The sequence below is a fragment of the Nocardiopsis sp. Huas11 genome (assembly GCF_003634495.1).
GTDB lineage: Bacteria > Actinomycetota > Actinomycetes > Streptosporangiales > Streptosporangiaceae > Nocardiopsis.
This window is the reverse complement of sequence record NZ_RBKY01000001.1, coordinates 6,524,974-6,550,860: the sequence shown is the minus strand read 5'-3', so window position 1 is coordinate 6,550,860 and position 25,887 is coordinate 6,524,974. Positions and strand designations below refer to the sequence as shown.

At 72.5% G+C, this 25,887-nt stretch carries 23 protein-coding genes; 21 read left to right on the top strand and 2 right to left on the bottom strand.

The annotated features are described in order from the left end of the window. Positions 1 to 9: 9 nt before the first annotated feature. From DFP74_RS29520 to DFP74_RS29460, 13 genes are all read left to right on the top strand, one after another. On the top strand, positions 10 to 1,896 hold the full coding sequence (locus tag DFP74_RS29520) for an ABC transporter substrate-binding protein (RefSeq protein WP_121186771.1): 1,887 nt from the start codon (positions 10 to 12) through the stop codon (positions 1,894 to 1,896). After that, the gene (locus DFP74_RS29515; RefSeq protein ID WP_121186769.1) at positions 1,893 to 2,963 is read left to right on the top strand and encodes an ABC transporter permease; all 1,071 of its coding nucleotides are present in this window, start codon (positions 1,893 to 1,895) and stop codon (positions 2,961 to 2,963) included. The genes DFP74_RS29520 and DFP74_RS29515 overlap by 4 nt, the downstream gene beginning before the upstream one ends. After that, positions 2,960 to 3,895, top strand: coding sequence for an ABC transporter permease (locus DFP74_RS29510; RefSeq protein WP_121186767.1), 936 nt, complete (start codon positions 2,960 to 2,962; stop codon positions 3,893 to 3,895). Before DFP74_RS29515 ends, DFP74_RS29510 begins: the two co-directional genes overlap by 4 nt. Then, positions 3,892 to 4,902 carry an ABC transporter ATP-binding protein gene (locus DFP74_RS29505; protein WP_121186765.1) on the top strand — a complete coding sequence of 337 codons (1,011 nt, stop codon included), beginning with the start codon at positions 3,892 to 3,894 and terminating at the stop codon, positions 4,900 to 4,902. The genes DFP74_RS29510 and DFP74_RS29505 overlap by 4 nt, the downstream gene beginning before the upstream one ends. A gap of 26 nt (positions 4,903 to 4,928) precedes the next feature. Continuing rightward, positions 4,929 to 6,008: an ABC transporter ATP-binding protein gene (locus tag DFP74_RS29500; RefSeq protein ID WP_121186763.1), complete on the top strand. Its 1,080-nt coding sequence runs from the start codon at positions 4,929 to 4,931 to the stop codon at positions 6,006 to 6,008. Positions 6,009 to 6,085: 77 nt separating this feature from the next. After that, positions 6,086 to 7,252, top strand: a complete 1,167-nt coding sequence (locus tag DFP74_RS29495) for an RNA-guided endonuclease TnpB family protein (protein ID WP_199725816.1) — start codon at positions 6,086 to 6,088, stop codon at positions 7,250 to 7,252. A gap of 111 nt (positions 7,253 to 7,363) precedes the next feature. Further along, positions 7,364 to 7,618 (top strand): arylamine N-acetyltransferase, encoded by a 255-nt coding sequence (locus DFP74_RS29490; protein ID WP_121186762.1) that lies wholly within the window; start codon positions 7,364 to 7,366, stop codon positions 7,616 to 7,618. A 214-nt stretch (positions 7,619 to 7,832) separates the two neighbouring features. Beyond that, positions 7,833 to 9,125, top strand: a complete 1,293-nt coding sequence (gene egtA / locus DFP74_RS29485) for an ergothioneine biosynthesis glutamate--cysteine ligase EgtA (protein WP_121186760.1) — start codon at positions 7,833 to 7,835, stop codon at positions 9,123 to 9,125. Then, positions 9,122 to 10,468 carry an ergothioneine biosynthesis protein EgtB gene (gene egtB, locus DFP74_RS29480; protein ID WP_121186758.1) on the top strand — a complete coding sequence of 449 codons (1,347 nt, stop codon included), beginning with the start codon at positions 9,122 to 9,124 and terminating at the stop codon, positions 10,466 to 10,468. Before egtA ends, egtB begins: the two co-directional genes overlap by 4 nt. Continuing rightward, entirely contained in the window at positions 10,468 to 11,235 is a 768-nt protein-coding gene (gene egtC, locus DFP74_RS29475; protein ID WP_121186756.1) for an ergothioneine biosynthesis protein EgtC, read from the top strand. The genes egtB and egtC overlap by 1 nt, the downstream gene beginning before the upstream one ends. Positions 11,236 to 11,280: 45 nt before the next feature. Continuing rightward, positions 11,281 to 12,255: an L-histidine N(alpha)-methyltransferase gene (egtD, locus tag DFP74_RS29470; protein ID WP_121186754.1), complete on the top strand. Its 975-nt coding sequence runs from the start codon at positions 11,281 to 11,283 to the stop codon at positions 12,253 to 12,255. 71 nt (positions 12,256 to 12,326) lie between these two features. Beyond that, entirely contained in the window at positions 12,327 to 13,067 is a 741-nt protein-coding gene (dapB, locus tag DFP74_RS29465) for a 4-hydroxy-tetrahydrodipicolinate reductase (protein ID WP_121186752.1), read from the top strand. Positions 13,068 to 13,321: 254 nt separating this feature from the next. After that, positions 13,322 to 13,894, top strand: coding sequence for an Imm21 family immunity protein (locus DFP74_RS29460; protein ID WP_121186750.1), 573 nt, complete (start codon positions 13,322 to 13,324; stop codon positions 13,892 to 13,894). Between the two features lie 43 nt (positions 13,895 to 13,937). On the opposite strand, the gene DFP74_RS29455 is transcribed toward DFP74_RS29460, so the two are convergent. Both DFP74_RS29455 and DFP74_RS29450 read right to left on the bottom strand, forming a co-directional pair. Further along, the gene (locus DFP74_RS29455; RefSeq protein ID WP_121186748.1) at positions 13,938 to 14,810 is read right to left on the bottom strand and encodes a 1,4-dihydroxy-2-naphthoate polyprenyltransferase; all 873 of its coding nucleotides are present in this window, start codon (positions 14,808 to 14,810) and stop codon (positions 13,938 to 13,940) included. A 130-nt stretch (positions 14,811 to 14,940) separates the two neighbouring features. After that, positions 14,941 to 15,495, bottom strand: coding sequence for an N-acetyltransferase (locus DFP74_RS29450; protein ID WP_121186746.1), 555 nt, complete (start codon positions 15,493 to 15,495; stop codon positions 14,941 to 14,943). 99 nt (positions 15,496 to 15,594) lie between these two features. On the opposite strand from DFP74_RS29450, the gene DFP74_RS29445 reads away from it, so the two are divergent. The 8 genes from DFP74_RS29445 (at position 15,595) to DFP74_RS29410 (ending at position 25,735) form a co-directional block, all read left to right on the top strand. Next, positions 15,595 to 15,975 carry a phage holin family protein gene (locus DFP74_RS29445; protein WP_121186744.1) on the top strand — a complete coding sequence of 127 codons (381 nt, stop codon included), beginning with the start codon at positions 15,595 to 15,597 and terminating at the stop codon, positions 15,973 to 15,975. Positions 15,976 to 16,341: 366 nt separating this feature from the next. Then, positions 16,342 to 17,313 (top strand): 4-hydroxy-tetrahydrodipicolinate synthase, encoded by a 972-nt coding sequence (gene dapA / locus DFP74_RS29440; RefSeq protein ID WP_121186742.1) that lies wholly within the window; start codon positions 16,342 to 16,344, stop codon positions 17,311 to 17,313. Next, complete coding sequence (locus DFP74_RS29435) at positions 17,310 to 18,995, top strand: ribonuclease J (protein WP_121186740.1); 1,686 nt, start codon at positions 17,310 to 17,312, stop codon at positions 18,993 to 18,995. Before dapA ends, DFP74_RS29435 begins: the two co-directional genes overlap by 4 nt. Before the next feature lie 198 nt (positions 18,996 to 19,193). Next, complete coding sequence (locus tag DFP74_RS29430) at positions 19,194 to 21,671, top strand: DNA translocase FtsK (RefSeq protein ID WP_121186738.1); 2,478 nt, start codon at positions 19,194 to 19,196, stop codon at positions 21,669 to 21,671. 193 nt (positions 21,672 to 21,864) lie between these two features. Next, entirely contained in the window at positions 21,865 to 23,001 is a 1,137-nt protein-coding gene (locus tag DFP74_RS29425) for a helix-turn-helix domain-containing protein (RefSeq protein WP_199725815.1), read from the top strand. A 150-nt stretch (positions 23,002 to 23,151) separates the two neighbouring features. Next, positions 23,152 to 24,600 carry a 30S ribosomal protein S12 methylthiotransferase RimO gene (gene rimO, locus DFP74_RS29420; protein WP_121186735.1) on the top strand — a complete coding sequence of 483 codons (1,449 nt, stop codon included), beginning with the start codon at positions 23,152 to 23,154 and terminating at the stop codon, positions 24,598 to 24,600. Beyond that, positions 24,597 to 25,202, top strand: coding sequence for a CDP-diacylglycerol--glycerol-3-phosphate 3-phosphatidyltransferase (gene pgsA, locus DFP74_RS29415; protein ID WP_121186733.1), 606 nt, complete (start codon positions 24,597 to 24,599; stop codon positions 25,200 to 25,202). Before rimO ends, pgsA begins: the two co-directional genes overlap by 4 nt. Continuing rightward, on the top strand, positions 25,199 to 25,735 hold the full coding sequence (locus tag DFP74_RS29410; RefSeq protein ID WP_121186731.1) for a CinA family protein: 537 nt from the start codon (positions 25,199 to 25,201) through the stop codon (positions 25,733 to 25,735). Before pgsA ends, DFP74_RS29410 begins: the two co-directional genes overlap by 4 nt. The last annotated feature ends 152 nt before the right edge of the window (positions 25,736 to 25,887 follow it).

Genomic DNA, 25,887 nt, shown 5'->3' with positions numbered 1-25,887 from the left:
GGGCCGACCATGTCGATCCTCTCCGCCCGCCGCCCTTCACCTCCTCCCGCGGACGGCCCCCGGCCGCGGTGCTCCCCTGTCGGCACCACGGCCCGCCGGACGGCCGCCACGGGGGCCGCGCTGCTCCTCCTCGGCGGCACCGGCCTCGCCCCGGCCGCCGCCGACGACGCCGGCGCCGACACCATGACGATCGCCGTCTCCCAGCAGGTCGACTCCTTCAACCCGTTCACCGCGCAGCTGGCCGTGACGACGAACATCCTGCGCCACGTCTACGACTCGCTGCTGACGGTCGACCCCGAGACCAACGAGCCCGCGCCCGCCCTGGCCGAGGAGTGGGAGGCCGGCGAGGACGGCCTCACCTGGACCTTCCACCTGCGCGACGACGCCGTCTTCACCGACGACGAGCCCCTCACCGCCGACGACGTGGTGTGGACGTTCACCACCATCATGGAGAACGAGGCGGCGGCGATCGCCTACGGCAACTACGTCGCCGGATTCGAGTCGGTGACCGCCACGGACGACCACACCGTGGTCGTGGAGCTCGACGAGCCCCAGGCCACCATGACCTCGCTCGCCGTGCCCATCGTCCCCCGCCACGTCTGGGAGCCGATCCTGGAGCAGGAGGGCGACGCCTTCGCCGAGTACACCAACGAGGTCTTCCCCCTCGTGGGCAGCGGCCCCTTCGTCCTCACCGAGCACGACCGGGGCCGGCACATCACCCTGGAGGCCAACCCCGGCCACTGGCGCGGCGGACCCGAGCTGGACCGGGTCGTCCTGCGCTACTACTCCGAGAAGGACGCCGCCGTCGAGGCGCTGCGCAGCGGCGAGGTCTCCTTCGTCTACGAGCTCACCGACGCCCAGGCCACCTCCCTGGAGGGCACCGACGACATCGCGGTGAACATCGCCGACGGCAAGCGGTTCCAGGCCTTCACCGTCAACCCCGGGGCCGAGACGCAGGACGGGGAGGCGTTCGGCGACGGCCACCCGGCCCTGTCCGACCGCACCCTGCGCCAGGCCATCGTCATGGCCATCGACAACGACGAGATCGTCGACAAGGCCCATAACGGGCAGGCCGTCGCCGCGGGCGGCTACGTCCCGCCCCGCTACGAGGACTTCCACTGGTCGCCCGAGGGCGCCGAGGAGACCCTGGCCTTCGACCCCGACGCCGCCAACGCGATGCTCGACGAGGCCGGCTACGAGCCCGACGAGGACGGCGTGCGCGTCTCGCCCGAGGGCGACCGCCTGGAACTGCGGCTGCACGCCCACGCCGACCGGCCCGACAACGTGCAGGCGGCGCTGGTCATCGTCGAGCGGCTCGCCGACATCGGCATCGAGGTGGAGAACAACACCGTCGACCCGGGTGTGCTCAGCGACGCCCTGCACGAGGGCGAGTACGACCTCATCTTCACCGGGTGGACGGTCAACCCCGACCCGGACTACGTGTTCAGCATCCACACCTGCGGGGCGCTGCCGGCGGAGCCCGGCACGATGCAGGGCGACGCCTACTTCTGCGACGAGGAGTACGACGAGCTCTACGAGGCCCAGCTGGCCGAGTACGACCGCGCCGCCCGGGCCGAGATCGTGCACGAGCTCCAGCAGGTCCTCTACACCGAGGCCGTGGTGAACGTCCTGGCCTACCCCAACATCCTGGAGGCCTACCGCACCGACCACGTCGCCTCCCTCCAGGCCCAGCCCGACCCGGGCGGCAACATCTGGGGCCAGGACGGCTACTGGGCCTGGTGGTCGGCCGAGCCCGCGGCCGCGGACGAGGCGGCCGCCTCGTCGGGGCCCTCCTCCGGGATCATGTGGGCCCTCGGCGGCGGTGCCGCGCTCCTGCTGGTCGTCGGTGCCGTGGTCCTGGTCGTGCGGCGCGCGACCGCGGGGGACCGCGAGTGACGGGCGCTCCCACCACGTCGGACCGTCCCGCCGGGGCCGGGGCGCCCGCCGCCCCCGCCGCGGCGGGGGCGGCCGGGTCCGGGCGCCTGGCGCGGGCCCTGGTGTACGTGGCCGGACGCCTGGCCACCGCCGCCGTCTCCCTGGCGGCGGTCGTCGCCGCCGGGTTCTTCCTCTTCCGCATCCTGCCCGGCGACCCGGTCCGGGCGATGACCGAGGGGCGCGAGGTCAGCGCGGAGCAGCGCGAGGAATTGCGCCGCCAGTTCGGCCTGGACCGGTCCCTGGGCGAGCAGTTCCTGGACTACGCCTCCGGGCTGCTGCGCCTGGACCTCGGCACGTCCTTCCAGTACCGCGAACCAGTGGCCGAGCTCATCCTCGACCGCCTGGGCCCGACCCTGCTGCTGGCGGGGACGGGCACGGTCGTGGCCGCCGCCCTGGGGCTGTTCCTCGGGGCCAGGGCCGGGTGGCGGCCGGGCGGGCGCGGCGACCGCGTCAACACGGCCGTGGCCCTGTTCTTCTGGTCGGTGCCCACCTTCTGGCTGGGCCTGCTGCTCATCGTGGTGCTGGCCTCCGGGCGGGGGTTCGTCCCCGACCTGTTCCCCACCGGCGGGATGGTCGACCCCGACGCCACCGGCCCGGGGGAGATCGCGCTGAGCACGGCCCGGCACATGGTCCTGCCGGTGACCACGATGGTCGCGGTGATCTACGCCCAGTACCTGATGATCATGCGCTCCTCGCTCATGGACGAGAAGGGCGCCGACTACCTCACGACCGCCCGGGCCAAGGGGCTGCGCGACTCCCTCGTGCGCCGCAGGCACGCCGTGCCCAACGCCCTGCTGCCCACGGTCACCCTCGTCTTCCTCAACCTCGGACAGGTGGTCTCCGGCGTGATCCTGGTGGAGACGGTGTTCTCCTGGCCCGGACTGGGCCAGCTCTTCTACTCCGGGCTGCGCGTGCCCGACCTCGGCCTGGTCCAGGGACTGTTCGTGGTCTTCGCGGCCTCGGTCATCCTGATGAACCTCCTGGCCGACCTGGTCTACCCGCTGCTCGACCCCCGGGTGCGGCCGTGAGCGCGCCCGCCGGGGCCGCCGCGCCGATCTCGCCGCGCGCGCTGGCCAGGCGCCGCCGCCGGCGGGCCCTGCGCCGCTTCGCCCGCGACTACGCCCGCCACCGGGCCGGGCTGGTCGGCCTGGCCGCGCTGGTGGTGATCACCGGCGTCGCCCTGACCGCGCCCTGGTTCGTCGATCCCGCCCACCTGACCATCACGGGAGCGCCGGGCGACCCCTACGAACCGCCCAGCCGGACCTTCTGGCTGGGCACGGACAACTTCGGTCGCTCCGTACTGGACCTGGTCGTGTGGGGCGCGCGCGTCTCGCTCACGGTGGGCTTCCTGGCCACCGCCGTGTCCGTGACCCTGGGGACCCTCGTCGGTGTCACGGCCGGGCACTTCGGCTCCTCCGGGGGCCTGCCGGGGCGGATCCTGTCCTCGGTGCTCATGCGCGTCACCGACTGGTTCCTGGTGCTGCCCACCCTGGTGCTGGCCGTGGCCCTGGCGGCCGTGCTGCCCCGGGGCACGACCACCATCATCGTGGCCATCGGTCTCACGGTCTGGCCGCCCACCGCCCGGCTGGTGCGCGCCCAGACGCTGGCCGTGGAGGCCAGGCCCTTCGTCGAACGGGCCCGCGCGCTGGGCGGCGGGCACGCGCACGTGATGGCCTGGCACGTGCTGCCCAACGTGATGCCGGTGGTGCTGGCCCAGACCACACTGCTCGTGGCCACGTCCATCATCGCCGAGTCCACGCTGGCGTTCCTGGGCATGGGGGACCCCGCGACGATCTCGTGGGGCGGCGTCCTGGAGGCCGCCCGCACCGCGGGGGCGGTCAGCGCGGGCATCTGGTGGTACATGGTGCCGCCGGGGCTGGCGATCGCCGTCGTTGCGCTGTCCTTCACCCTGTGCGGCCGTGCGCTGGAAGCCGTCCTCAACCCCCGGGAGGCGCGTTGACCGCCCTGCTCGACGTCCGCGACCTGCACGTGACCTACCGCTCCGGGGCGGGCGAGGTCCCCGCCGTCCGGGGCGTGGACGTCGCGCTGGAGGCGGGGGACGTCCTGGGCCTGGCGGGGGAGTCGGGCAGCGGCAAGTCCACGGTCGCCCTGGCGCTGCTGCGCCTGCTCCCCTCCGGAACGGGCGTCACCGGACGGATCCTCCTCGAAGGCGAGGACGTCCTGGAGATGCGCTGGGGGCGGCTGCGCGCGGTGCGGTGGGCGGGCGCCTCCCTGGTCTTCCAGGGCGCGATGCACTCGCTCAACCCGGTCCGGCGGATCGGCGACCAGATCGCCGAGCCCATGCTCCTGCACGGCACCGTTCCGTCCGCCCGGGTGCCCGCGCGCGTGGCCGAGCTCCTGGACCAGGTGGGCCTGCCGCCCTCGCGGGCGCGCGACCACCCCCACCAGCTCTCGGGCGGCCAGCGACAGCGGGTCATGATCGCCATGGCGCTGGCGTGCGAACCGCGTCTGGTCATCGCCGACGAGGCCACCACCGCCCTGGACGTGATGATCCAGGCGCAGATCCTGACCCTGCTGCGGGGCCTGATCGCCGACCACGGCATCGGGATGCTCATGATCAGCCACGACCTGTCCGTCCTGGCCGACACCTGTGACCGGGTCGCGGTCATGTACGGGGGCAGAGTCGTGGAACGAGGGCCCGCGCGCGAGGTCGTCCACGCGCCGGTCCACCCGTACGCGAGCGCGCTGAGCTCCGCCTTCCCCCGCATCGGCGACCCGGCCTCGCGGCTGGCGCCGCGCGGGCTCCCGGGCGATCCGCCCGATCCGGCGCAGCCGACGCGCGGGTGTGTGTTCCGGCCGCGCTGCGCCGTGGCCGAGGCGGTGTGCGGCACCGTCGACCCGCCGCTGTGGCCGGTGGACCCCGACACCGGGGGCGACTCCGACCGGCACGCCGCGTGCGTGCACGTAGGTCCCACCCGAACGATGAGGGAGGCGGACCACTCGTGACCTCCACCGCCTCAGGAGAGGGCCCGTTGAGCACCACCGACACCCCCGCCGCCCCCGAGCCCGCCCAGGCCGAACCGGCCGGAGCGGCCGTGCCCGTCCTCAGCGCCCAGCGCGTGGAGGTCGCCTTCACGTCCGGGACCGGACTCTCCGGCGGCTCCGGCCGGGCGCGGGCCGTCGACGGCGTGGACCTGGACGTGGGGGCGGGGGAGATCATCGCCCTGGTGGGGGAGTCGGGCTGCGGCAAGACCACGCTCGCCCGGCTCCTGCTCGGTCTGGAGCGGCCCACGGCCGGGCGGGTGCTCTTCGAGGGGGCGCCACTGCGCTACCGCGCGCGGGACCTGCGCGCCTACCGGCGCCGGGTCCAGCTGGTCCAGCAGGACCCCACGGGCTCGCTCAACCCCCGCCGCACCGTCTACGAGTCGGTGGCCGAGGGGTGGCGCGTCCACGAGGGCACCACGGCCGACGAGGCCGAGAGGGTGGCGGGGGCGCTGTCCCGGGCGGGCCTGCGCCCGCCCGAGCGGTTCCTGGCGAGCTATCCGCACGAGCTGTCCGGCGGACAGCGCCAGCGGGTGGTGATCGCGGGCGCGCTCATCCTGGAACCCGAGGTCCTGGTGGCCGACGAACCCGTCGCCTCGCTGGACGCTTCGGTGCGCGGCGAGATCCTGCGCCTGATGCTGGACCTGCGCGCCGAACTGGGGCTGTCGGCCCTGGTGGCCACGCACGACCTGGGTCTGGCCTGGAACATCGCCGACCGGGTCGCCGTGATGTACCTCGGCCGGGTCGTGGAGACCGGCACGGTGGAGGAGGTCCTGGCCGAGCCCGCCCACCCCTATACGCGCGCCCTGCTGTCGGTCCTGCCCGACTCGGGCAGCGCGCCCGTGGTCCTGTCGGGGGAGCCGCCGGACCCCAAGCACGTGCCCTCCGGCTGCCGGTTTCACCCGCGCTGCCCGGTCCTGGCCTCGGGCGAGGCCGAGCGGGCGGGCGTCGCCGAGCGCTGCCGGACCGAGGACCCCGCCATCCTTCAGGAGGGTCCCGCGCCCGAGGGACCCGTGCGCCGGGCGGCCTGCCACTGGGTCGCGGCCGGCTCCGGTGGCCGGAAGGTGTGACCGCCCACACGCGTTGGCGCGGGCAATACTTTGATTCGTCCCCCCACCCCGGCCCGGGTTCGTTAACGTGTTCGACTGTGAAGCTGGCCGTGCAGGTGAAGGTGGTGCCGGATGCCGTGCAGGCGTCGGCGCTGGAGCGGACCCTGCCCGCGGTCAATCATGCCGCCACCTGGGTGTCCGCCGTGTCCTTCGAGCGCTTCGGGCTCAAGGGCGGCGTCCGGGTGCTGCGCAGGCTTTGCTACGGCGAGCTCAAGGCCCGGGGTTTCGGTGCGCAGGCGGCCCAGCACATCATCAAGCGCGTCGCGGATGCCTACACCACGCTGCGGGCCAACATCCGCAACGGCAATCTCGGTAGGGAAGGCAGCAAGCGCCGCCGCAAGGCTGAGTCCAAGCCCATCGCATTCCGCCCGCATGCCGCCCATACCTACGACGATCGCTGCCTGTCATGGAACTACGACGCCCAGACGGTGTCGATCTGGACGCTGGACGGGCGGATCAAGAACCTCCGCTTCGCGTGCTCCCCGGGTGCGCTCAAGCAGCTCGCCGAGCACCGCAGGGGAGAATCCGACCTGGTCAAGCGCGACGGAAAGTGGTTCCTGGTCGCCACGATCGACATCGCCGAGCCGCAGGTGTTCGAGCCCCGGGACTGGATCGGGGTGGACCGGGGCATCGTGAACCTGGCCACCACCTCTGACGGGCACAACTACCAGGGCCGCCGTCTGGGACGGTACCGGCGCTGGCAGGCCCGCAAGCGTGCCGAACTCCAGGCCAAGCGCACCCGCTCCGCCGTGCAATTGCTCAAGAGGCGCGCTCGCCGTGAGGCCCGGCACGCCGCCCATGTCAACCACAAGGTTTCCAAGACGGTCGTTGCTGTCGCCGAACGCACCGGGCGCGGTATCGCCCTGGAACAGCTCCAGGGGATCCGCGAACGGGTCACGGTTTCCCGCGACCAGCGAGCACGACTCTCGTCCTGGCCCTTCCACCAGCTCGGCGCGTTCATCGCCTACAAGGCACGCCGGTCCGGTGTGCCCTACCTGGAGGTGGATCCGGCCTACACCTCGCAGAAGTGCCCCGTGCCCTGGTGCGGGCACACCGCGAGGAACAACCGTCCCACCAGGGACACCTTTCACTGTCGTCGGTGCGGCTTCGCTGGGCCCGCCGATGTCGTCGCCGGGATCAATGTGCGCGACCGCGCAGGCTCGGCGTGGGTCTTCGTCAATAGGCCCGATCCCGCCCCGGTCTAGCCGGGGCGGGTGGATGTGACCCGTGACCGTCCCATCGTCGGGGGCAGTCGGGAGCATAAGCGGAACTGTGACGGACCGGGCCGATGAGCTCGGTCATGCACGACCGAGCAATTGACTCACTACCTCACCAGCCACCCGCGGTCCCCCTTCCGCGGCCGGCTCATGGTCCAGAGCATGGCGCCGGACGTGCAGCGGCGGCTCATGGACACGACCCTGACCACCACACGCCCCGACGGCGCCCGCGAGGAGCGGGAGATCGGGATCGAGGACGTGCCCGACGTCCTGGAGGAGGTCTTCGGCATCGGGCTGAACGAGCGGGAACGCGGCCTCGTCGTGGACAGCCTGAAGGCCGACGGTACTGTGTGATGTACATCACATAGAGGGCCGGCGGGGCGTGCGTGCGACACGGAGTCCTGAAACCACCTGGAGTGTCGCCGCGCACGCCCCGGGTCACCGGGACGTATCAGGAAACGTCCCGTGATTTCCGGGAGATGTTCATGTTCGTCGCGCCGAACACATGGGCAGGACCCTGGAGGTGTCGCCCGGTTCAGGCCGGGCGCCGTCACCCAGGGAGCCGTCCATGACGTACCTGACCACCGAAGACGTACACGACTACATCCGCGGGGTGTGTTTCAAGACCGGACCCCCCGGCAAGGTCGGAGCCGAGACCGAATGGCTCGTCTCCGACACCGCCCGACCCACCGAACCCGTCACGATCGAACGCCTCGCGGCACTGCTGGAGGCCGGCGGCCCACCGCCCGGGGGCAGCCGCGTCACCTTCGAGCCCGGCGGTCAGCTCGAGCTCAGCTCGCCCGCCCTTCCCGGCCCGGCCCAGGCCCACCGGGCCCTGGCCGCGGACCTGGACCACATCGGCAAGGCCCTCGCGGACGTCGGCCTGTGCCTGGGCGAGACCGCGCTCGACCCGGTCCGCCCGCCCGTACGCCAGCTCCGGGCGCCGCGCTACGACGCCATGGAGCGCTTCTTCGCCGGCCGCCGCCATCCGAGCGGCCACACCATGATGTGCGGCACCGCCTCGCTCCAGGTCTGCCTGGACACCGGCGCCGACGCCGACGACGGCCGCGAGCGCTGGGAGCTCGCCCACCGGCTCGGCCCGGTCCTGGTCGCCGCCTTCGCCAACTCCGCCGTCTGGCGCGGCCGCCCCACCGGCTGGAAGTCCACCCGGTGGGCGATCTGGGCCGCCACCGACGCCACCCGCACCCGGCCGGTCCTGGACCCCCACGGCCCCCGCGACCCCGCCACGGCCTGGACGCGCTACGCCCTGGACGCCACCGTCATGGCCGTGCCCGACCACGACGGCGGCCCCTGGGTCTGCGACCCCGGCATGACCTTGGCGGAGTGGATCGCGGGCGCCGGGCCGCGCCGTCCCGCCCCCGCCGACCTGGAGATCCACCTCAGCACGCTCTTCCCGCCCGTACGCCCGCGGGGCTGGTGGGAGCTGCGCATGATCGACGCGGTCCCGGTGCGCTGGTGGCCCGTCCCGATGGCCCTGGCCGCCGCGCTGGCCGACGACCCGCGCGCCCGCGCCGTGGCGGCCGAGGCCAGTGAGCGGCTGTGCCGCGGACACGCCCCCGACCCCCGCCTGTGGCTCAGCTCCGCCCAGCGCGGCCTGGAGGACCCGGCCGTGGCCGCCTGCGCCCGCGCGTGCTTCGACGCGGCCGTCGAGGCCCTGCCCCGCATGGGCGCGGCCCACCTGGCCGTCCTCGTCGACGCCTACGCCGACCGCTACGTCCGGCGCGGGCTGAGCCCCGCCGACCTCCGGCCGGACGACCCCCGCCGACGCGCCCCGGCCGCCGCGGCCCGGACGGACACGGGGGCCGACCGCCACTCCGAGCCCAGTGGAGGAGCACGGTGAACCACGACCAGGAGATCGCCAAGGAACGCATCGCCGCCGAACTCGACCGCGGCCGGCGGCGCAGCAACGGACTCACGCTGCGGGCCCTGGACGAGGAGGGTCTGCTCACCCAGCACTCGCCGCTGATGTCGCCGCTGGTCTGGGACCTGGCGCACATCGGCAACTACGAGGAGCAGTGGCTGCTGCGGGCCGCGGGCGGCCGCGAGGCGCTGCGCCCGGACATCGACGGCCTCTACGACGCCTTCGAGAACCCGCGCGCCGACCGGGTGGCCCTGCCCCTGCTGCGCCCCGCCGAGGCCGAGGAGTACAACGCCCGCGTGCGCCGGGAGGTGCTGGACACCCTGGAGTCCGCCGACATCGCGCCCCGGGACCCCCAGGCGCCCGCCGACGCCGGCCGCTCCCTGCTCGACGCCGGTTTCGTCTTCCACATGGTCATCCAGCACGAGCACATGCACGACGAGACCATGCTCGCCACCCACCAGCTGCGCCGCGGTGCCCCGGTCCTGCTGGAGGACCCCGCCGACGTCGCGCCGCTGCGCGTGCCCCGCCAGGACGAGGTGCTCGTCCCCGAGGGGCCCTTCACCATGGGGACCGACGACGACTCCTGGGCCTTCGACAACGAGAGCCCCTCCCGCGTGGTCGACCTCGCCGCCTTCTGGATCGACACCCGCCCGGTCACCAACGCCGCCTACCAGGAGTTCGTCGAGGACGGCGGCTACCAGACCCGGCGCTGGTGGACCAGGGACGGCTGGGAGTGGTGCAAGGAGCGCGGGGCCGAGGCGCCCGCCTTCTGGCGGCGTGACGGCCACGCCTGGTCCCGCCGCCGCTTCGGCCGCCAGGAGATCGTGCCACCGGACGAGCCCGTCCAGCACGTGTCCTTCCACGAGGCCCGCGCCTACGCGACCTGGGCCGGCAAACGGCTGCCCACCGAGGCCGAGTGGGAGAAGGCCGCCCGCTTCGACCCCGCCACCGGGCGCTCCCACCGCTACCCGTGGGGCGACGAGGAGCCCGAGCCCCGCCACGCCAACCTGGGCCAGCGCAAACTCGGCCCCTCTCCGGCCGGACGCCACCCCGACGGCGCCTCGCCGCTGGGCGTGCAGCAGCTCATCGGCGACGTGTGGGAGTGGACCTCCACCACCTTCACCGGGTACCCGGGGTTCGCCGCCTTCCCGTACCGCGAGTACTCCGAGGTGTTCTTCGACAGCGGCTACAAGGTGCTGCGCGGCGGATCGTGGGCGACCCACCCCACCGCGGTGCGCTCCACGTTCCGCAACTGGGACCACCCGATCCGGCGGCAGATCTTCAGCGGGTTCCGCTGCGCGCGCGACGCGGAACCCGCCTGATGTGCCGCCACCTCGCCTACCTGGGGCCGCCGAGGTCACTGCACGAACTGCTGTACTCGGCGCCCCACTCGCTGCACGTCCAGTCCTGGGCGCCGCGCAGGCAGCGGTACGGCACCGTCAACGCCGACGGGTTCGGTGTCGGCTGGTACCCGGAGCCGGGCGCGGACGGGGGCCCCGCGGCGCCGCTGCGCTACCGGCGCGCCATGCCCATGTGGGGCGACGCGTCCTTCGCCGACGCCGCGCGCGCCATCACCTCCGGGTGCGTGGTGGCCGCCGTGCGCGACGCCACGATCGGGTTCGGCTCCGAGGAGTCGGGGGCCCAGCCCTTCCGCGCCGACCGGCTGCTGTTCAGCCACAACGGGGCGGCCAAGGACGACGAGGCGCTCGCCGCCGCGCTGGCCGCGCCGCTTCCGCCCCGCGCTCTGGACGCGCGGGCGCCGGTCGACTCCGCGCCCCTGTTCGCGCACACCGTGCGGCTCTGGCGCGCCTCCGGAGACCTGCCCGGCACCCTGGCCGCCGTGGTCCGGCACGCCCGCGAGCACTCCGAGGGGCGCTACAACCTGCTGGCCTGCGACGGCGAGGCCCTCGTCGGCACGGCCGCGGGGGACACCCTGTTCACATTGCGCGAGCCGGAGGGCGGGGTGTTCGTGGCCTCGGAGCCCTTCGACGACGCCCCGGGATGGCGCGAGGTCCCCGAGGGGAGCGTCGTCGTCGCCACCGCGCACGGGACCGAGGTGCACCAGATCGCCGAGCAGTCACCCCAGTAGCCGCATCCCGTCACGGGTAGACCAGTCAGGGACACAGGAGACGCCATGTTCCGGATCGACCGTAATCTGACGGCAGACGACCTCGACAAGGCGCTGCGCGCCGACGTCGCGGCGGGTCTGACCGCGCGGCCCAAACAGCTCCCACCGAAGTGGTTCTACGACGAACGGGGCAGCGCCCTGTTCGAGGAGATCACCGCGCTGCCGGAGTACTACCCCACCCGTGCCGAGCGCGCGATCCTGGAGCTGCGCGCCGACGAGATCGCCGACGCCGCCGACGCCGAGGCGCTTATCGAGCTCGGGTCCGGTTCCGGGATCAAGACCCGTCTGCTCCTGGACGCCATGCGCCGCCACGGCCGCCTCACCCGGTTCGTGCCCGTCGACGTCAGCGGCGACTTCCTCGCCGCCTCCGCCGCGGGACTGGCCGACGACTACGACCCGATCGACGTCCACGCCGTCGTCGGCGACTTCGAGGAGCACCTCGGCCTGCTCCCGGTCGGCGAGGACGGCGGGCGGCAGATCCTCGCCGTCCTGGGATCGACCATCGGCAACCAGGAACCGGGGCGGCGGTCCGCCTTCCTGCGCGACATCCGCGCGGCCCTGGCCACCGGCGACTCCCTCCTGATCGGCGCCGACCTGGTCAAGGACCCCGACCGCCTGGTGTCGGCCTACGACGACGCCCAGGGCGTCACCGCCGCCTTCAACCGCAACGTCCTCAGCGTGATCAACGACAGGCTGGGAGCCGACTTCGACCCCGCGGCCTTCGACCACGTCGCCCGCTGGAACGCCGAGTGCGAGTGGATCGAGATGCGCCTGCGCGCCCGTGCCGACCAGCACGTGCGGGTCGCCGAGCTGGACCTGGAGGTCGACTTCGCCGCGGGCGAGGAGATGCGCACCGAGATCTCCGCGAAGTTCCGCCGCGAAGGGCTCTCCGCCGAGCTCGGCGAGGCGGGCTTCGAGCTCACCCACTGGTGGACCGACCCCGCCGGCGACTTCGCGCTCACACTCGCCACCGCCCGGTGAGCGGCCACGGGCAGCGGCAACGCCGCGCCCGCCACGCCGAAGGCCGCCGCGGACTCCGGTACGCTCGTCCCGTGTTCAAGGTAGGAGTTTTCGGCGCCGATGGGCGCATGGGGTCAGAGGTCGTCACAGCGGTTCAGGCCGCCGACGACATGGAACTCGTCGCGGGCGTGGACAGCGCCGACGACCGCTCGGCGGTACTGGGAGCCGACTACGTCGTCGACTTCACGCATCCCGACGTGGTGATGGACAACCTGGAGTGGCTCATCGGCCACGGGATCCACGCCGTGGTCGGCACGAGCGGTTTCGACGACGCCAAACTGGAGCGCGTGCGCGCCATGCAGGCCGCCGAGCCCGGGGCCAAGGTGCTCATCGCCCCGAACTTCGGCGTGGCGGCCGTGCTGATGATGCACTTCGCGCGCAAGGCCGCGCCCTACTTCGACTCCGCCGAGATCATCGAGCTGCACCACCCGAACAAGGCCGACGCCCCCAGTGGCACCGCGTTCCACACCGCCGAGCTGGTCGCCGAGGCCCGCCGCGAAGCCGCGACCGCGCCGATGCCCGACGCCACCACCTCCGAGATCCCCGGCGCCCGCGGCGCCGACGTGGACGGGGTGCGCGTGCACTCGCTGCGCATCGCCGGGCTGATCGCCCACCAGGAGGTCGTGTTCGGCACCGACGGCGAGACGCTCAAGATCCGGCACGACTCGATGAACCGCACGTCCTTCATGCCCGGCGTCCTGCTGGGCGTGCGCGGGGTGGCCGACCTGCCCGACCCGCTCACCGTGGGCCTGGACGCCCTGCTCGACCTCTAGGCCGTGTTCTTTGCGGCATTCCGGGCTCGCGGCCGCCAGGACCGCCTCTCGCGGCGCCTCTGCGCTCGTGAAGCACCACCAGGCTGAACTTCGCACATCGTCTTGCGAGAGACGACCTGACGACCGCGAGCTCACCCGAAAGCCCGCAGAAGAACACGACCTCTAGCCGTACGGCGACGAGGGGGCCTCCCACCGGGACGGCCCCTTTCGCCGTGCGCCGGAACCGTCGGCGGCGGGCGCTACCGTACGGCCTCATGATCGAACCGACACGGCTGGACTGGGTGGAGTCGCTCGGCGGCCCCCTGGTGCTCGTTCCCGACTCGTGCCTGGACCGGTGGACCGGCGCCCTGGACGAGGAGGACGTGCCGCCGGAGGAGGTCGACGACCTGGGCCTGGCGGGCGACTACTCGCTCGCCTGTGCGGTGGAGGACTACCTGGGGAACGTGCCCGTGGGCGGGGGAGCGGGAGAGGCGCTGGTGCTCGGGGACTGCCCCGACACGACGGCCTTCCTGCCCTCCCACGGCTGCCTGGTGCGCTGGCGGGGCGCCGACTCCGAACGGCAGATCCTGGCGCACGTGGACGCGGCCCTGGCAGGGGCCGTGTGGCTGGAGCGGGTGCGCTGGCGCACCGACGGGGACGCGGTGCTGTGCGACGCCGCGACCAGCGGCGAGGAGACACGGCGCGGGGCGTGGCCGGACGGCAGGCCGATCGCGTCCGCCCGTGTGCCGCTGGAAGCGGGCGAGTACGAGGCGCGCACGGCCGAGGTGTCGAACGCCGGCCGCGGTCCCTCCTTCGGGCTGGTGGTCCTGGAGCGGATCGGCCCCTGACACGTCCCCGGGGCCGGTCGCCTCGCCGGCCCCTGCGAGGGGCTCAGCCCAGGAGCAGGCCCACCGAGAACAGGGCCCCGAAGGCCAACTGCAGCTTGCCCGTCTCGCCCAGGCCCAGGACGAGGTCGCGGCCGACCTGTCCGCTCAGCACCCGGCGGAGCGGGGACACCGCCAGCGGCACCGACAGCAGGATCAGCGGCGTCCACCAGAACACCGGGGTCAGGACCAGCGCCACCGCGTAGGCCAGCGCCAGACCGGCCGCGAACAGGCGGCGGGTCCCCTTCTCGCCCAGCCGCACGGCCAGGGTGACCTTGCCCGTCTCACGGTCGGTCGGGATGTCGCGCAGGTTGTTGATCACCAGCACCGAGCAGGACAGCAGGCCGACCGGAACGGACGCCACCCACGCCTGCCACGGCGCGGTCCCCAGCTGCACGAACACCGTGCCCACCACGGCGACCAGGCCGAAGAACACGAACACCGACACCTCGCCCAGGCCCCGGTACCCGTAGGGGGTGCGGCCGCCGGTGTAGTACCAGGCCGCCGCGATCGCCGCGGCGCCCACCAGCAGCAGCCACCACGAGGACGTCACCACGAGCACCAGGCCGACCACGGCCGCGAAGGCGAAGGAGCCCAGGGCCGCGGCGAGCACCTGGCGGGGCGGCGCGAGCCCGGTCGCGGTCAGCCGCACCGGGCCGGTGCGCTCCGCGGTGTCGGTGCCCTTGACCCCGTCGCTGTAGTCGTTGGCGAAGTTCACACCCACCTGGAGCGCCAGGGCCACCACCATGGCCAGGAGTGCCTTCCACCACACGAACCCGTCCAGGGCGAAGGCGAGCGCCGAACCCACCGCCACCGGGACGAGCGAATTCGGCAGCGTGCGGGGACGCACCCCTGAGACCCATTCACCGACCGTGGCCACGCGACGGTCCCCTCACTCTCGACTACGGCGCACCTGGACGCACCGGTACCAACCCCCTCACGGTAGTGCCTGCCCCAGGCCACGGCGTCCCGGCCTGCCGCCCCCGGCCTCCCGGGGCGCCGTGCCAGTCCTACTGGGACACGGCCGCGTGCAGGCGCACCATCGGCAGCAGGCGGCCCATGTCGATCTCCCGGCGGGCGCCGTCCGGACGCCACCCCGACGCCTCGAAGAAGGAGCGCAGCGCGTTGTCCTCCTCGGGCACCCACACGTGCACCGTCGCGAACCCGGCCTCCACCAGGGTGTCCACGCAGGCGTTCACGAGCCGGCTGCCGTGCCCCTGGCGGACCCGTTCCGGGGCCACGTGCAGGGCGAAGACCTCCGCGTCCTTGGCGGGCCACAGGTCGGGATCGCCCGCCGGCCCGAAGGCGGCGAACCCTGTGACCGCACGGACCCCACCCTCCTCGTCGGTGGCCACCACCACGCGGTGGCGGGACGTGGGCGGCGACTCCAGGGCGGCCGTCCACTGGTTCCGGAACTGCTCCCTGGCCTCGTCACCGCCGAGATCCTCGACCACCTCGTCCGGCAGCAGATTCCCGTACACCGCCCGCCACGAGGCCACCTGGACATCCACGACGGTGTCCACGTCGGCGGCGCGGGCGGGACGGACGAACTGGGCTACTGACACGTTCTGCCTCCTGCGGGCACACGCTGTGAGCGCGTCCCGTGACAAGATCAACTGGGTCGGAGTTCCCGGGCCTTGCGCGGGCATGGGAACATCTAGGTTGTGAGCCTCATTATCAGAGTTATCGTGAACGCGCTCGCCCTTTGGGCGGCTGTCTTCCTGATCGACGGGATCGACGTCACGACCCAGGACACGGCCGGGCAGATCATCGTCTACCTCGCCGTCGGTGTGATCTTCGGCGTGGTCAACGCGATCATCAAACCGATCGTCAAAGCGGTCGGGTGCCTGTTCTACGCACTGACGCTCGGCCTCATCGGCCTGGTCGTCAACGCGTTGCTGCTCCTGCTCACGAACTGGATCGCTGGTCTGTTCGACCTGCCCTTCCACATCGAGGGATTCTGGCCCGCCTTCTGGGGCGCGCTGGTCATCTCCATCGTCAGCTGGCTGTTCAGCATGTTCCTGCCGGACAAGAACGACGACTGACCGTTCCCATCCCCGCGTCCACCGCTCCCTGACCCGCGCGGTCCCCCGGGCCCGCGCGTGGCGGGGGCCCGGGGAGGGTAGGTTCACACCCCTGGGCCGTCCACCTCGACCAACGAGGACGGCGGCCGAACCGGGCTCGGTTCCCGGCGCTCCCCAGGCTGGAGCACAACAGACTTTCCCGCGATCCGGGTACCCGCCGGTACGTCCGATCGCGGTGGCGGACTCGCATTTCCGCCCACCCGTGCGAGGACACTCCCGCACGGGCGTCCACGTGAGGACACAGAACACGGAGAGGAGGAGGGGGCGTCCGAGGACCCGCCGCGTCCCGCGGCGTGGTCCCACGGCCTTTCGCAAGCGATGACGAACATGACGAACCCCAAGAACCGCCCATTCGGCAAGATGTTGACCGCGATGGTCACTCCGATGCTGGAGGACGGTGAGATCGACTACGAGGGTGCGGGAAGACTCGCCACCTACCTGGTCGACGAGCAGCACAACGACGGCCTCGTGATCAGCGGCACCACCGGTGAGTCGCCCACCACGAGCGACGACGAGAAGGACAACCTGCTGCGGGCGGTCCTGGAAGCGGTCGGCGACCGCGCCACCATCGTCGCCGGTGTCGGCACCAACGACACCCGCCACAGCCTCAAGCTGGCCAAGGCCGCGGAGAAGGCGGGAGCGCACGGTCTGCTGGCCGTGACCCCGTACTACAACAAGCCGCCGCAGGAAGGCCTCATCCGGCACTTCACGACCATCGCGGACAGCACCGGCCTGCCGGTCATGCTCTACGACATCCCGCACCGCACCGGGACGCCGATCGCCTCCGAGACCCTGGTCCGGCTGGCCGAGCACCCGCGCATCGTGGCCAACAAGGACGCCAAGGACAACGTCGGCGCCAGCTCCTGGGTCATGGAGCGCACCGACCTGGCCTACTACTGCGGCACCGACATCCTCAACCTTCCGCTGCTCTCCGTGGGCGCGGCCGGGTTCGTCAGCGTCGTCGGCCACATCGTCGGCAGCGACCTGCGCGAGATGATCGACGTCTACGAGTCGGGCGAGGTCAGCCAGGCGCTGGCCATCCACCGCCGTCTGACGCCCGTCTACACGGGGATGTTCCGCACCCAGGGCGTCATCACGACCAAGGCCGTGCTCAACCTGTTCGGTCTGCCCTCCGGGCCGGTCCGCACCCCGCTGGCCGACGCCTCCGCCGAGCTCCAGGCGCTCCTGCGCGAGGACCTCGCCGCGGCCGGCGTCAAGGGCCCCATCGGGCTCGCCCCGCACCAGGCCGTCCCGGCCAGTGCCGTCCATGTCGAGCGTCTGGCGGAGGGATCCGTATGAGCCATCCTCACCCCGAACTCGGTCCGCCGCCGCCCCTGGGCAAGGGTGCGCTGCGCATCGTCCCGCTGGGCGGTCTCGGCGAGATCGGCCGCAACATGACGGTGTTCGAGTACGACGGCCGCCTGCTCATCGTCGACTGCGGTGTGCTCTTCCCCGAGGAGGAGCAGCCCGGTGTCGACCTGATCCTGCCGGACTTCGACTACATCCGGGACCGGCTCGACGACGTCGAGGCCGTCGTGCTCACCCACGGGCACGAGGACCACATCGGCGGCGTGCCGTTCCTGCTGCGCGAGCGGCCCGACATCCCGATCGTCGGCTCCAAGCTCACGCTCGCCCTCATCACCGCCAAGCTCGGCGAGCACCGCATCAAGCCCGAGACGGTCCAGGTGGAGGAGGGCGAGCGCCACGACTTCGGCCCGTTCGACCTGGAGTTCTTCGCGGTCAACCACTCCATCCCGGACGCGCTCGCCATCGGCATGCGCACCCCGGCGGGCTCGCTGCTGCACACCGGCGACTTCAAGATGGACCAGCTGCCGCTGGACGGCCGCCTGACCGACCTGGGCGGCTTCGCCCGGTTCGGTGACGAGGGCGTGGACCTGCTGCTGTCGGACTCCACCAACGCCGAGCAGCCCGGCTTCGTGGTGAGCGAGCGCAACCTCAACGACGCCATCGACAAGGTCTTCCGCACGTCGGAGAAGCGCGTCGTGGTGGCCTGCTTCGCCTCCCACGTGCACCGCGTGCAGCAGGTCATCGACGCCGCGGTCCGGCACGGACGCAAGATCGCGTTCGTGGGCCGCTCGATGATCCGCAACATGAACATCGCGCGCGACCTCGGCTACCTCAACATCCCCGGCGACACCGTCATCGACGTCAAGCAGCTCGACAAGCTGCCGCCGGACGAGGTGCTCATGGTCTGCACCGGGTCGCAGGGCGAGCCGATGGCCGCGCTCAGCCGGATGGCCAACCGGGACCACCAGATCAGGATCGAGCAGGGCGACACGATCCTGCTCGCGTCCTCGCTCATCCCGGGCAACGAGAACTCGGTCAACCGGGTGATCAACGGCCTGACCCGCTGGGGCGCCAACATCGTCCACAAGGGCAACGCCCTGGTGCACGTGTCCGGCCACGCCTCGGCCGGCGAGCTGCTGTACGTGCTCAACATGGTGCGGCCGCGCAACTTCCTGCCGGTGCACGGCGAGTGGCGCCACATGCGCGCCCACGCCGACCTGGCCAAGCTCAGCGGTGTGCCGGCCGACAAGGTCGTCATCGCGGAGGACGGCGTGGTCGTCGACCTGTACAAGGGCCGGGCCAAGATCGTCGGCGCCGTCCAGGCCGGCTACGTCTACGTCGACGGCGCGTCCGTGGGCGACGTGACCGAGGCCTCGCTCAAGGACCGGCGCATCCTCGGCGAGGAGGGCTTCATCTCGGTCGTCGTGGCCGTGGACTCCAACACGGGCAAGATCCTCGGCGACCCGGAGATCCACACCCGGGGCGCCGGCATCGGCGCCACCGCCTACGACGACGTCATCGACAAGATCCAGGACTCCCTGGACAAGGCGGCACGGGACGGGGTCAACGACCCCCACCAGCTGCGGCAGCTCATCCGCCGCAGCACGGGCCGATGGGTCAACGACACCTACCGGCGTCGTCCCATGATCATCCCGGTCCTCGTCGAGGTCTGACCGGGAGACCCGAGGCACCACGGTCGCCCGGCCCGGGATGCGTTCCCCGGCCGGGCGGACCCCGGTCGCGCCCCGCCCGAACGCGACACGCCGGGGCGGATGCGCGCGCCGCGGCTGGACACCTGAGTAGGCTGCTCGCCGTGGCGGGCCGTCCTGCCCGGGTCCAGTGATCGTCAGTACGGTGGAGGTGACCCCCCGATGCCCGCGCGTGCCTCCTCCGGCGGTTCCGGACGCAAGAAGCCCGCGTCGCGCAAACCCGCGGCGAAGAAGCGCATGCCGGACGGGCCCATCGCCTTCGCGGTGGCCATGTTCGGGCAGTTCCTGCTCGTGTTGTGGAAGCTCATCGCGCACACCGTCGGCGGCGCCGCCCGCGCGGTCGGCCGCAGCGCCCGCGACCTCGACCCGGACCTGCGCAGGGACGGCGCCGGACTCGTCCTGCTCGCCGCGGGCATCCTCGTGGCCGGAGCCGTGTGGTGGCAGAGCGACGGCCCCCTGCTGGCCTACACCCGGCTGGCCGTCGTGGGCACCTTCGGCACCTTCTCGCCGATCCTGCCCCTGCTGTTCCTGCCCATCGCCATCAAGCTGATGCGCACCCCCGCCAGCGGCAGGGAGGGTGACGCCGGCCGGCTGTTCATCGGCTTCAGCTCGATCATGCTCGGCCTGCTCGGCCTCATTCACATCGCCCACGGCATTCCGCAGCCCTCGGAGGGCATGGAGGCGCTGCACAAGTCCGGCGGCCTCATCGGCTTCGTCGCCTCGGGCCCGCTCAGCGCGGTCATCACCCCCTGGCTCACCGGCCTGCTCCTCGTGCTGGTGCTGCTCTTCGGCATCCTCGTGGTCACCGCGACCCCCATCCGCCGGATCCCGGAACGCCTCCAGACCCTGTTCGGGGCACTGCTGGAGCGCGACACCGGGCCCGACGCGGGGATCGGCATCCTGGGAGCCGACGCGGAGAAGAAGAGGCCGGCCAAGCCGCGCCGCAAGGCCACCCCGGCGGAGTCGGTGGCGGGCGACCACGAGCGCCCCTACGACAGCCCCGTGCTGCCGGACGAGTCCGAACCGGTCGCCCCGGCCCTGACCGACGAGGAGGAGGCCGCGGCGGCCCCCGCCGGCAGGCGCGGGAAGAGCCGCTCCAAGCCCAGGGACCCGGCTCCGGACCCCACCCCCGCGCCCGGGGCCACGGAACAGCTGTCCATCCCCTCACGCGTGGTGGAGGGCGACTACGAGCTGCCGGTGGCGAGCATGCTCAAGCCCGGCAGCCCGGTCAAACCGCGGACCAAGGCCAACGACGACGTGGTCGGCGCGCTCTCGGGCGTGCTCACGCAGTTCAAGCTCGACGCCGAGGTCACCGGGTTCACCCGCGGGCCGACGGTCACCCGCTACGAGATCGAGCTGGGCCCGGCGGTCAAGGTGGAGAAGGTCACCGCGCTGGCCAAGAACATCTCCCTGGCGGTCAAGAGCGCCGACGTGCGCATCCAGTCGCCGATCCCGGGCAAGTCCGCTATCGGTGTGGAGATCCCCAACACCGACAAGGACATCGTCAGCCTGGGCGACGTGCTGCGCTCGCCGGTGGCCACCTCCGACGACCACCCGATGCTGGTGGGACTGGGCAAGGACGTTGAGGGCTCCAACGTCGTGGCCAACCTCGCCAAGATGCCGCACGTGCTGGTGGCCGGCGCCACCGGCGCCGGTAAGTCGACCTGCATCAACGGGCTGATCACCTCGCTGATGATGCGCTCCACGCCCGACGAGGTCCGGATGATCCTGGTCGACCCCAAGCGGGTCGAGCTGACGATGTACGAGGGCATCCCGCACCTGATCACCCCCATCATCACCAGCCCCAAGAAGGCCGCCGAGGCCCTCCAGTGGGTCGTGGGGGAGATGGACCGGCGCTACGACGACCTGGCCGCCTCCGGGTACCGGCACGTCGACGACTTCAACGCCGCCGTGCGCAAGGGCGAGCTGACCGCGCCGCCGGGCAGCGAGCGCGTGTACGAGCCCTACCCGTACCTGCTGGTGATCGTGGACGAGCTCGCCGACCTGATGATGGTCGCCCCGCGCGACGTCGAGGACGCCGTCGTGCGCATCACGCAGCTGGCCCGCGCGGCCGGCATCCACCTGGTGCTGGCCACGCAGCGGCCCAGCGTCGACGTCGTCACCGGTCTGATCAAGGCCAACGTCCCCTCCCGGCTGGCCTTCGCCACCTCGAGCCTGTCCGACAGCCGCGTCATCCTGGACCAGCCCGGCGCGGAGAAGCTGGTGGGCAAAGGCGACGCGCTGTTCCTGCCCATGGGTGCGGGCAAGCCGATCCGGTTGCAGAACGCCTGGGTGTCGGAGAAGGAGATCCGGGCGATCGTCGACCACTGCAAGAAGCAGTCCGAGCCCAGCTACCGCGAGGACGTCGCGGCCCCCGAGACCAAGAAGAAGGAGATCGACGAGGACATCGGCGACGACCTCGACCTGCTGCTGCAGGCGGTCGAGCTGGTGGTCACCACCCAGTTCGGGTCCACGTCGATGCTCCAGCGCAAGCTGCGGGTGGGCTTCGCCAAGGCGGGCCGCCTCATGGACCTCATGGAGAGCCGCGACGTCGTCGGCCCCAGCGAGGGCTCCAAGGCCCGCGACGTCCTGGTCACCCCCGACGAACTGCCCGGGGTGCTCGCCGACATCCGGGGCTGACCGTTCCGCTTCGCTTCGCCGCCCCCTGCCGGCCCCCACCGGCTCCCTCCTGCCCCGTCCCCGGTGGCGCGGGCCGGCCCTGCCCGATTTGGCACGATCTTGGACGCGGCATGGGGCGTGGTGTCCTGCGCGGATTCGGACAGCAGGGCAGAGTGGACTCCGCCACTCACAGACAGTCGTGGAGGGAGTGCGCATGGCGACGATCGGTCACACCCTGGCCGCCGCACGCATAGCGGCGGGCTACACGGTCGCGGATCTCAGCACCCGTACACGCATCCGGGAACGGGTCCTCAAGGGCATCGAGGCGGAGGACTTCGTCCCCTGCGGTGGGGACTTCTACGCACGCGGACACATCCGCGGCATCTGCCGAGCCCTGGGTCTGGACCCGGACCCGCTCCTGGCGGAGTACGAACGGGACCACGCCAACATGGCCAAACTCGCCTTCGTTCCGCTCCAACGCCACCCGGCGGCCGCTCCCGAGGCCGCCCGGGCGGTCGCCGCGGCGCGCGCGGCCCGAGGAACCGACGACGAGGCCATGGCCGAGCCGCTGCGCGTGGGCGACGAGACGGAGGACCCCGCCCACGGATCCGAGAGCTGGGGCCACTTCGAGCGCCGGCGCCACGTGGAACGGCCGGTGCGGGGCGAGGCGCCGCGCGCCAGGGCGGCGCGCAAGGAGGCTCCGCGCGGCGGTGTACCGGCCCCGCGCGTGGGCCGGCACAGCGCCCGGGGGCAGCAGCCCCAGGGCCAGGACGGGGCCGAGGCGGCGGGGGAGGGAAGTGCGACCGGCACCCGGACCAAGGCCGCGGGCGCGGCCCGCCGCCGCCCGGCGACCCGGACCACCGCCCGCGCCCGCCTGCGTCCGGCCGACACGGTCCGCCGGCACTGGCCGTGGGCGGTCGTGGGCGTCATCCTCGTCCTGGCCGTCTTCGTCGGGGTCCGCGCCTGGCAGGGCTGGGAGGGCGAGATCCCGCTGCGCTCGGCGGTCGAGTCCGGCAGCGTGGTGGGCCCCGTGGAGGAGGACGACGGCGGCGCCGCCGCGGCCACGGTGGCCGACGTTCCGGCGCTGGAGCCGCCCACCGAGTTCACGGTCGGGGTCGCCGCCTCGGACCGGACCTGGCTCAAGGTCACCGACACCGACGGCACGGACCTGTTCACCGGATTCCTGCTGGAGGGCCAGGCGCAGGAATACGTCACCGACGAAGCCCTGACGCTGAAGGTCGGCCACGCGGGGGCGCTCCGGGTGTCCGTCGACGGGCGCGACCTCGGCGCGGCGGGCTCGTCCGGCGCGGTCAGGGAGGTCACCGTCGACGCCGACGGCTTCACGCAGTGACGGGGCCGGTCGCACCCGGCCGGGTTCGGGCAGGTGGAGTATCCACGGTAGGGTTGGGGGTCGCGGCGGCGGCCCCCGGCCGGACGCGAGCGCGGCCCGGACCGCGCCGCGCGCCGCACCACTCGAAGCTCTCCCACACGCTTGGAAGCCATGTCATCGCGCCGTACTGTCTCACTCGTCACACTGGGGTGTGCGCGTAACGAGGTCGACTCCGAAGAGCTGGCCGGGCGCCTGGCCGAAGGCGGCTGGGACCTCGTCGACGGCGACGCCGAAGCCGACGTGACCGTCGTCAACACCTGCGGATTCATCGACGCAGCCAAACAGGACTCCATCGAGACGCTCCTGGAGGCCGCCGAGAACGGTGGCAAGGTCGTCGCCGCCGGGTGCATGGCCGAGCGCTACGGTTCCGAGCTCTCCGAGGCCCTGCCCGAAGCCCAGGTCATCGGCTTCGACGACTACTCCGCCATCGCCGACCGGCTCGACGACGTCGTCGCCGGCCGCCGGCTGGTGCCGCACGACCCCCGCGACCGGCGCACGCTGCTGCCCATCAGCCCCGCGGACCGCGACGCCTCGCAGGCGCACGTCCCGGGCCACGCGGCCTTCACCGACGCCGCCGGCGCCGAGGGCACCGCGCTGCCCTACCGCGCGGGCGTCCCGCGCCGCCGCCTCACCGGCGGACCGGTCGCCAACCTCAAGATCGCCTCCGGCTGCGACCGCCGCTGCACCTTCTGCGCCATCCCGACCTTCCGCGGCGCCTACATCTCCCGGCAGCCCGACGAGATCGTGCGCGAGGCCGAGTGGCTCGCGAGCGAGGGCGTGCGCGAGGTGTTCCTCGTCAGCGAGAACTCCACGTCCTATGGCAAGGACCTGGGCGACGTCCGCGCGCTGGAGAAGCTGGTGCCGCGCCTGGCCGCCGTCGAGGGGCTGGAGCGCGTGCGCGTCAGCTACCTCCAGCCCGCCGAGGTGCGCCCCGGGCTCGTGGACGTGCTCACCGGCACTCCCGGCGTCGTTCCCTACTTCGACCTGTCCTTCCAGCACGCCAGCGGCCCCCTGCTGCGCCGCATGCGGCGCTTCGGGGACCGCGAGCGCTTCCTGGAGCTGCTGAACACGGTGCGCGAGCGCGCCCCCGAGGCCGGTGCCCGCTCCAACTTCATCGTGGGCTTCCCCGGTGAGACCGAGGCCGAGTTCGAGGAGCTGGTCGCCTTCCTCAGCGAGGCCCGGCTGGACGCCATCGGCGTCTTCGGCTACTCCGACGAGGACAACACCGAGGCCCTGAGCCACCCGGACAAGGTCCCGGCGGAGGTCATCGGCGAGCGCGTCGACCGGCTCAACCGGCTCTCCGAGGAGCTCATGGCCCAGCGGGCCGAGGAGCGCATCGGCACCGAGGTGACCGTGCTGGTCGAGACCGAGCTGGAGGACGGCGCCTACGAGGGCCGCGCCGGACACCAGGCGCCGGAGGTGGACGGAAGCACCATCCTCTACGGTGAGAACCTCGCGGTCGGCGACCTGGTGCGCGCCACCGTCATCCAGTCCGCCGGCGCCGACCTGGTCGCCGAGCAGGAGGAGACACAGGCGGACGGGGAAGCCGGAGACAGATGAGCACCCAGGAACCCGCGGCGTCGCCCGCGCCCCAGGCCCCGCTGTGGAACCTCGCCAACGTCCTGACGATGAGCCGTCTGGTCATGGTGCCGCTCTTCGTCTGGTTCATGTTCCTGGACGGCTCCTGGTGGCGCTTCGCCGCGTTCGCGGTCTTCGTGGTGGCCGCGATCACCGACCGCATCGACGGTGAGATCGCGCGTCGCCGCAACCTGGTCACCGACTTCGGCAAGATCGCCGACCCCATCGCGGACAAGGCGCTCACCGGCGCGGCGCTGGTCGTGCTGTCCCTGCAGGGCGACCTGTGGTGGTGGGTGACCATCGCCATCCTGGCCCGCGAGTGGGGGATCACCGCCCTGCGGTTCGCGGTCCTGCGCTACGGCGTGATGCCCGCGAGCCAGGGCGGAAAGCTCAAGACGGTCCTGCAGATCGTCGCGATCAGCATCTACCTCTTCCCGCTGCACCTGCTGCCCTTCGCGTTCGTGTTCACCTGGGCCGCCCACCTGGTGATGGCGGCCGCCCTGGCGGTCACCCTGTGGACCGGGATCGTGTACGTGTTCGACGCCGTCCGACTGGCCCGCTCCCGGGGAGCGACCGACTCGTGACCGGGACCGGCGTGGACTTCGGGCTGCAGATCGCCGCGGTGGCCGCGGCGCAGGCGGCCCATGAGTCCCTGCTGGCGTGTGGTGCCACCTGCGCCACGGCCGAGTCGCTCACGGGCGGTCTCATCGGCGCGCACCTGACCGCCGTGCCCGGGTCCTCGAAGACCTACCGCGGCGGTGTGGTGACCTACGCGACACAGACCAAGGCCGACCTCCTCGGGGTGCCCGAGGACCTCCTGGCCGCCCATGGCGCCGTCCACCCGCGGGTGGCCGAGGCGATGGCCTCGGGCGCGCGCCGTCTCCTGGGCGCGGATTTCGCGATCGCGGTGACGGGCGTGGCCGGGCCGGAACCGCAGGACGGGCAGCCCGTGGGGACCGTCTTCGCGGCGGTGGCCGGGCCATCCGGGAACTCCGAGGCCCATGCCCTTCGTTTCACTGGTGATCGTGGGGGTATCCGATACGCCACGGTCGAGGGCGCGCTCGCGCTGCTGGACTCGGCCGTCCGCGGGAACGCGGCGGGCGGCGCCCGGCCCTGACACCGCCGAGCGGGGTGCCCCTCATACCCGTTTCCCGGGAACAAAACCACACCGGGACACGGTTCCCCCTCCAGCGAACAGGCCGACAAGAGGTGCCCGAATCGGGCGTGGGGCAGGTACGGTGTTGTATATGAAGGTCGCTACCGGTGGGA

What these genes read in the sequence shown, in the direction of transcription:
- DFP74_RS29520 (WP_121186771.1), top strand. Translation starts at nt 10, where the DNA reads ATGTCGATCCTCTCCGCCCGCCGCCCTTCACCTCCTCCCGCGGACGGC.
- egtA (WP_121186760.1), top strand. Translation starts at nt 7,833, where the DNA reads ATGACGTACCTGACCACCGAAGACGTACACGACTACATCCGCGGGGTG.
- egtC (WP_121186756.1), top strand. Translation starts at nt 10,468, where the DNA reads ATGTGCCGCCACCTCGCCTACCTGGGGCCGCCGAGGTCACTGCACGAA.
- egtD (WP_121186754.1), top strand. Translation starts at nt 11,281, where the DNA reads ATGTTCCGGATCGACCGTAATCTGACGGCAGACGACCTCGACAAGGCG.
- DFP74_RS29460 (WP_121186750.1), top strand. Translation starts at nt 13,322, where the DNA reads ATGATCGAACCGACACGGCTGGACTGGGTGGAGTCGCTCGGCGGCCCC.
- dapA (WP_121186742.1), top strand. Translation starts at nt 16,342, where the DNA reads ATGACGAACCCCAAGAACCGCCCATTCGGCAAGATGTTGACCGCGATG.
- DFP74_RS29435 (WP_121186740.1), top strand. Translation starts at nt 17,310, where the DNA reads ATGAGCCATCCTCACCCCGAACTCGGTCCGCCGCCGCCCCTGGGCAAG.
- DFP74_RS29430 (WP_121186738.1), top strand. Translation starts at nt 19,194, where the DNA reads ATGCCCGCGCGTGCCTCCTCCGGCGGTTCCGGACGCAAGAAGCCCGCG.
- DFP74_RS29425 (WP_199725815.1), top strand. Translation starts at nt 21,865, where the DNA reads ATGGCGACGATCGGTCACACCCTGGCCGCCGCACGCATAGCGGCGGGC.
- rimO (WP_121186735.1), top strand. Translation starts at nt 23,152, where the DNA reads ATGTCATCGCGCCGTACTGTCTCACTCGTCACACTGGGGTGTGCGCGT.
- pgsA (WP_121186733.1), top strand. Translation starts at nt 24,597, where the DNA reads ATGAGCACCCAGGAACCCGCGGCGTCGCCCGCGCCCCAGGCCCCGCTG.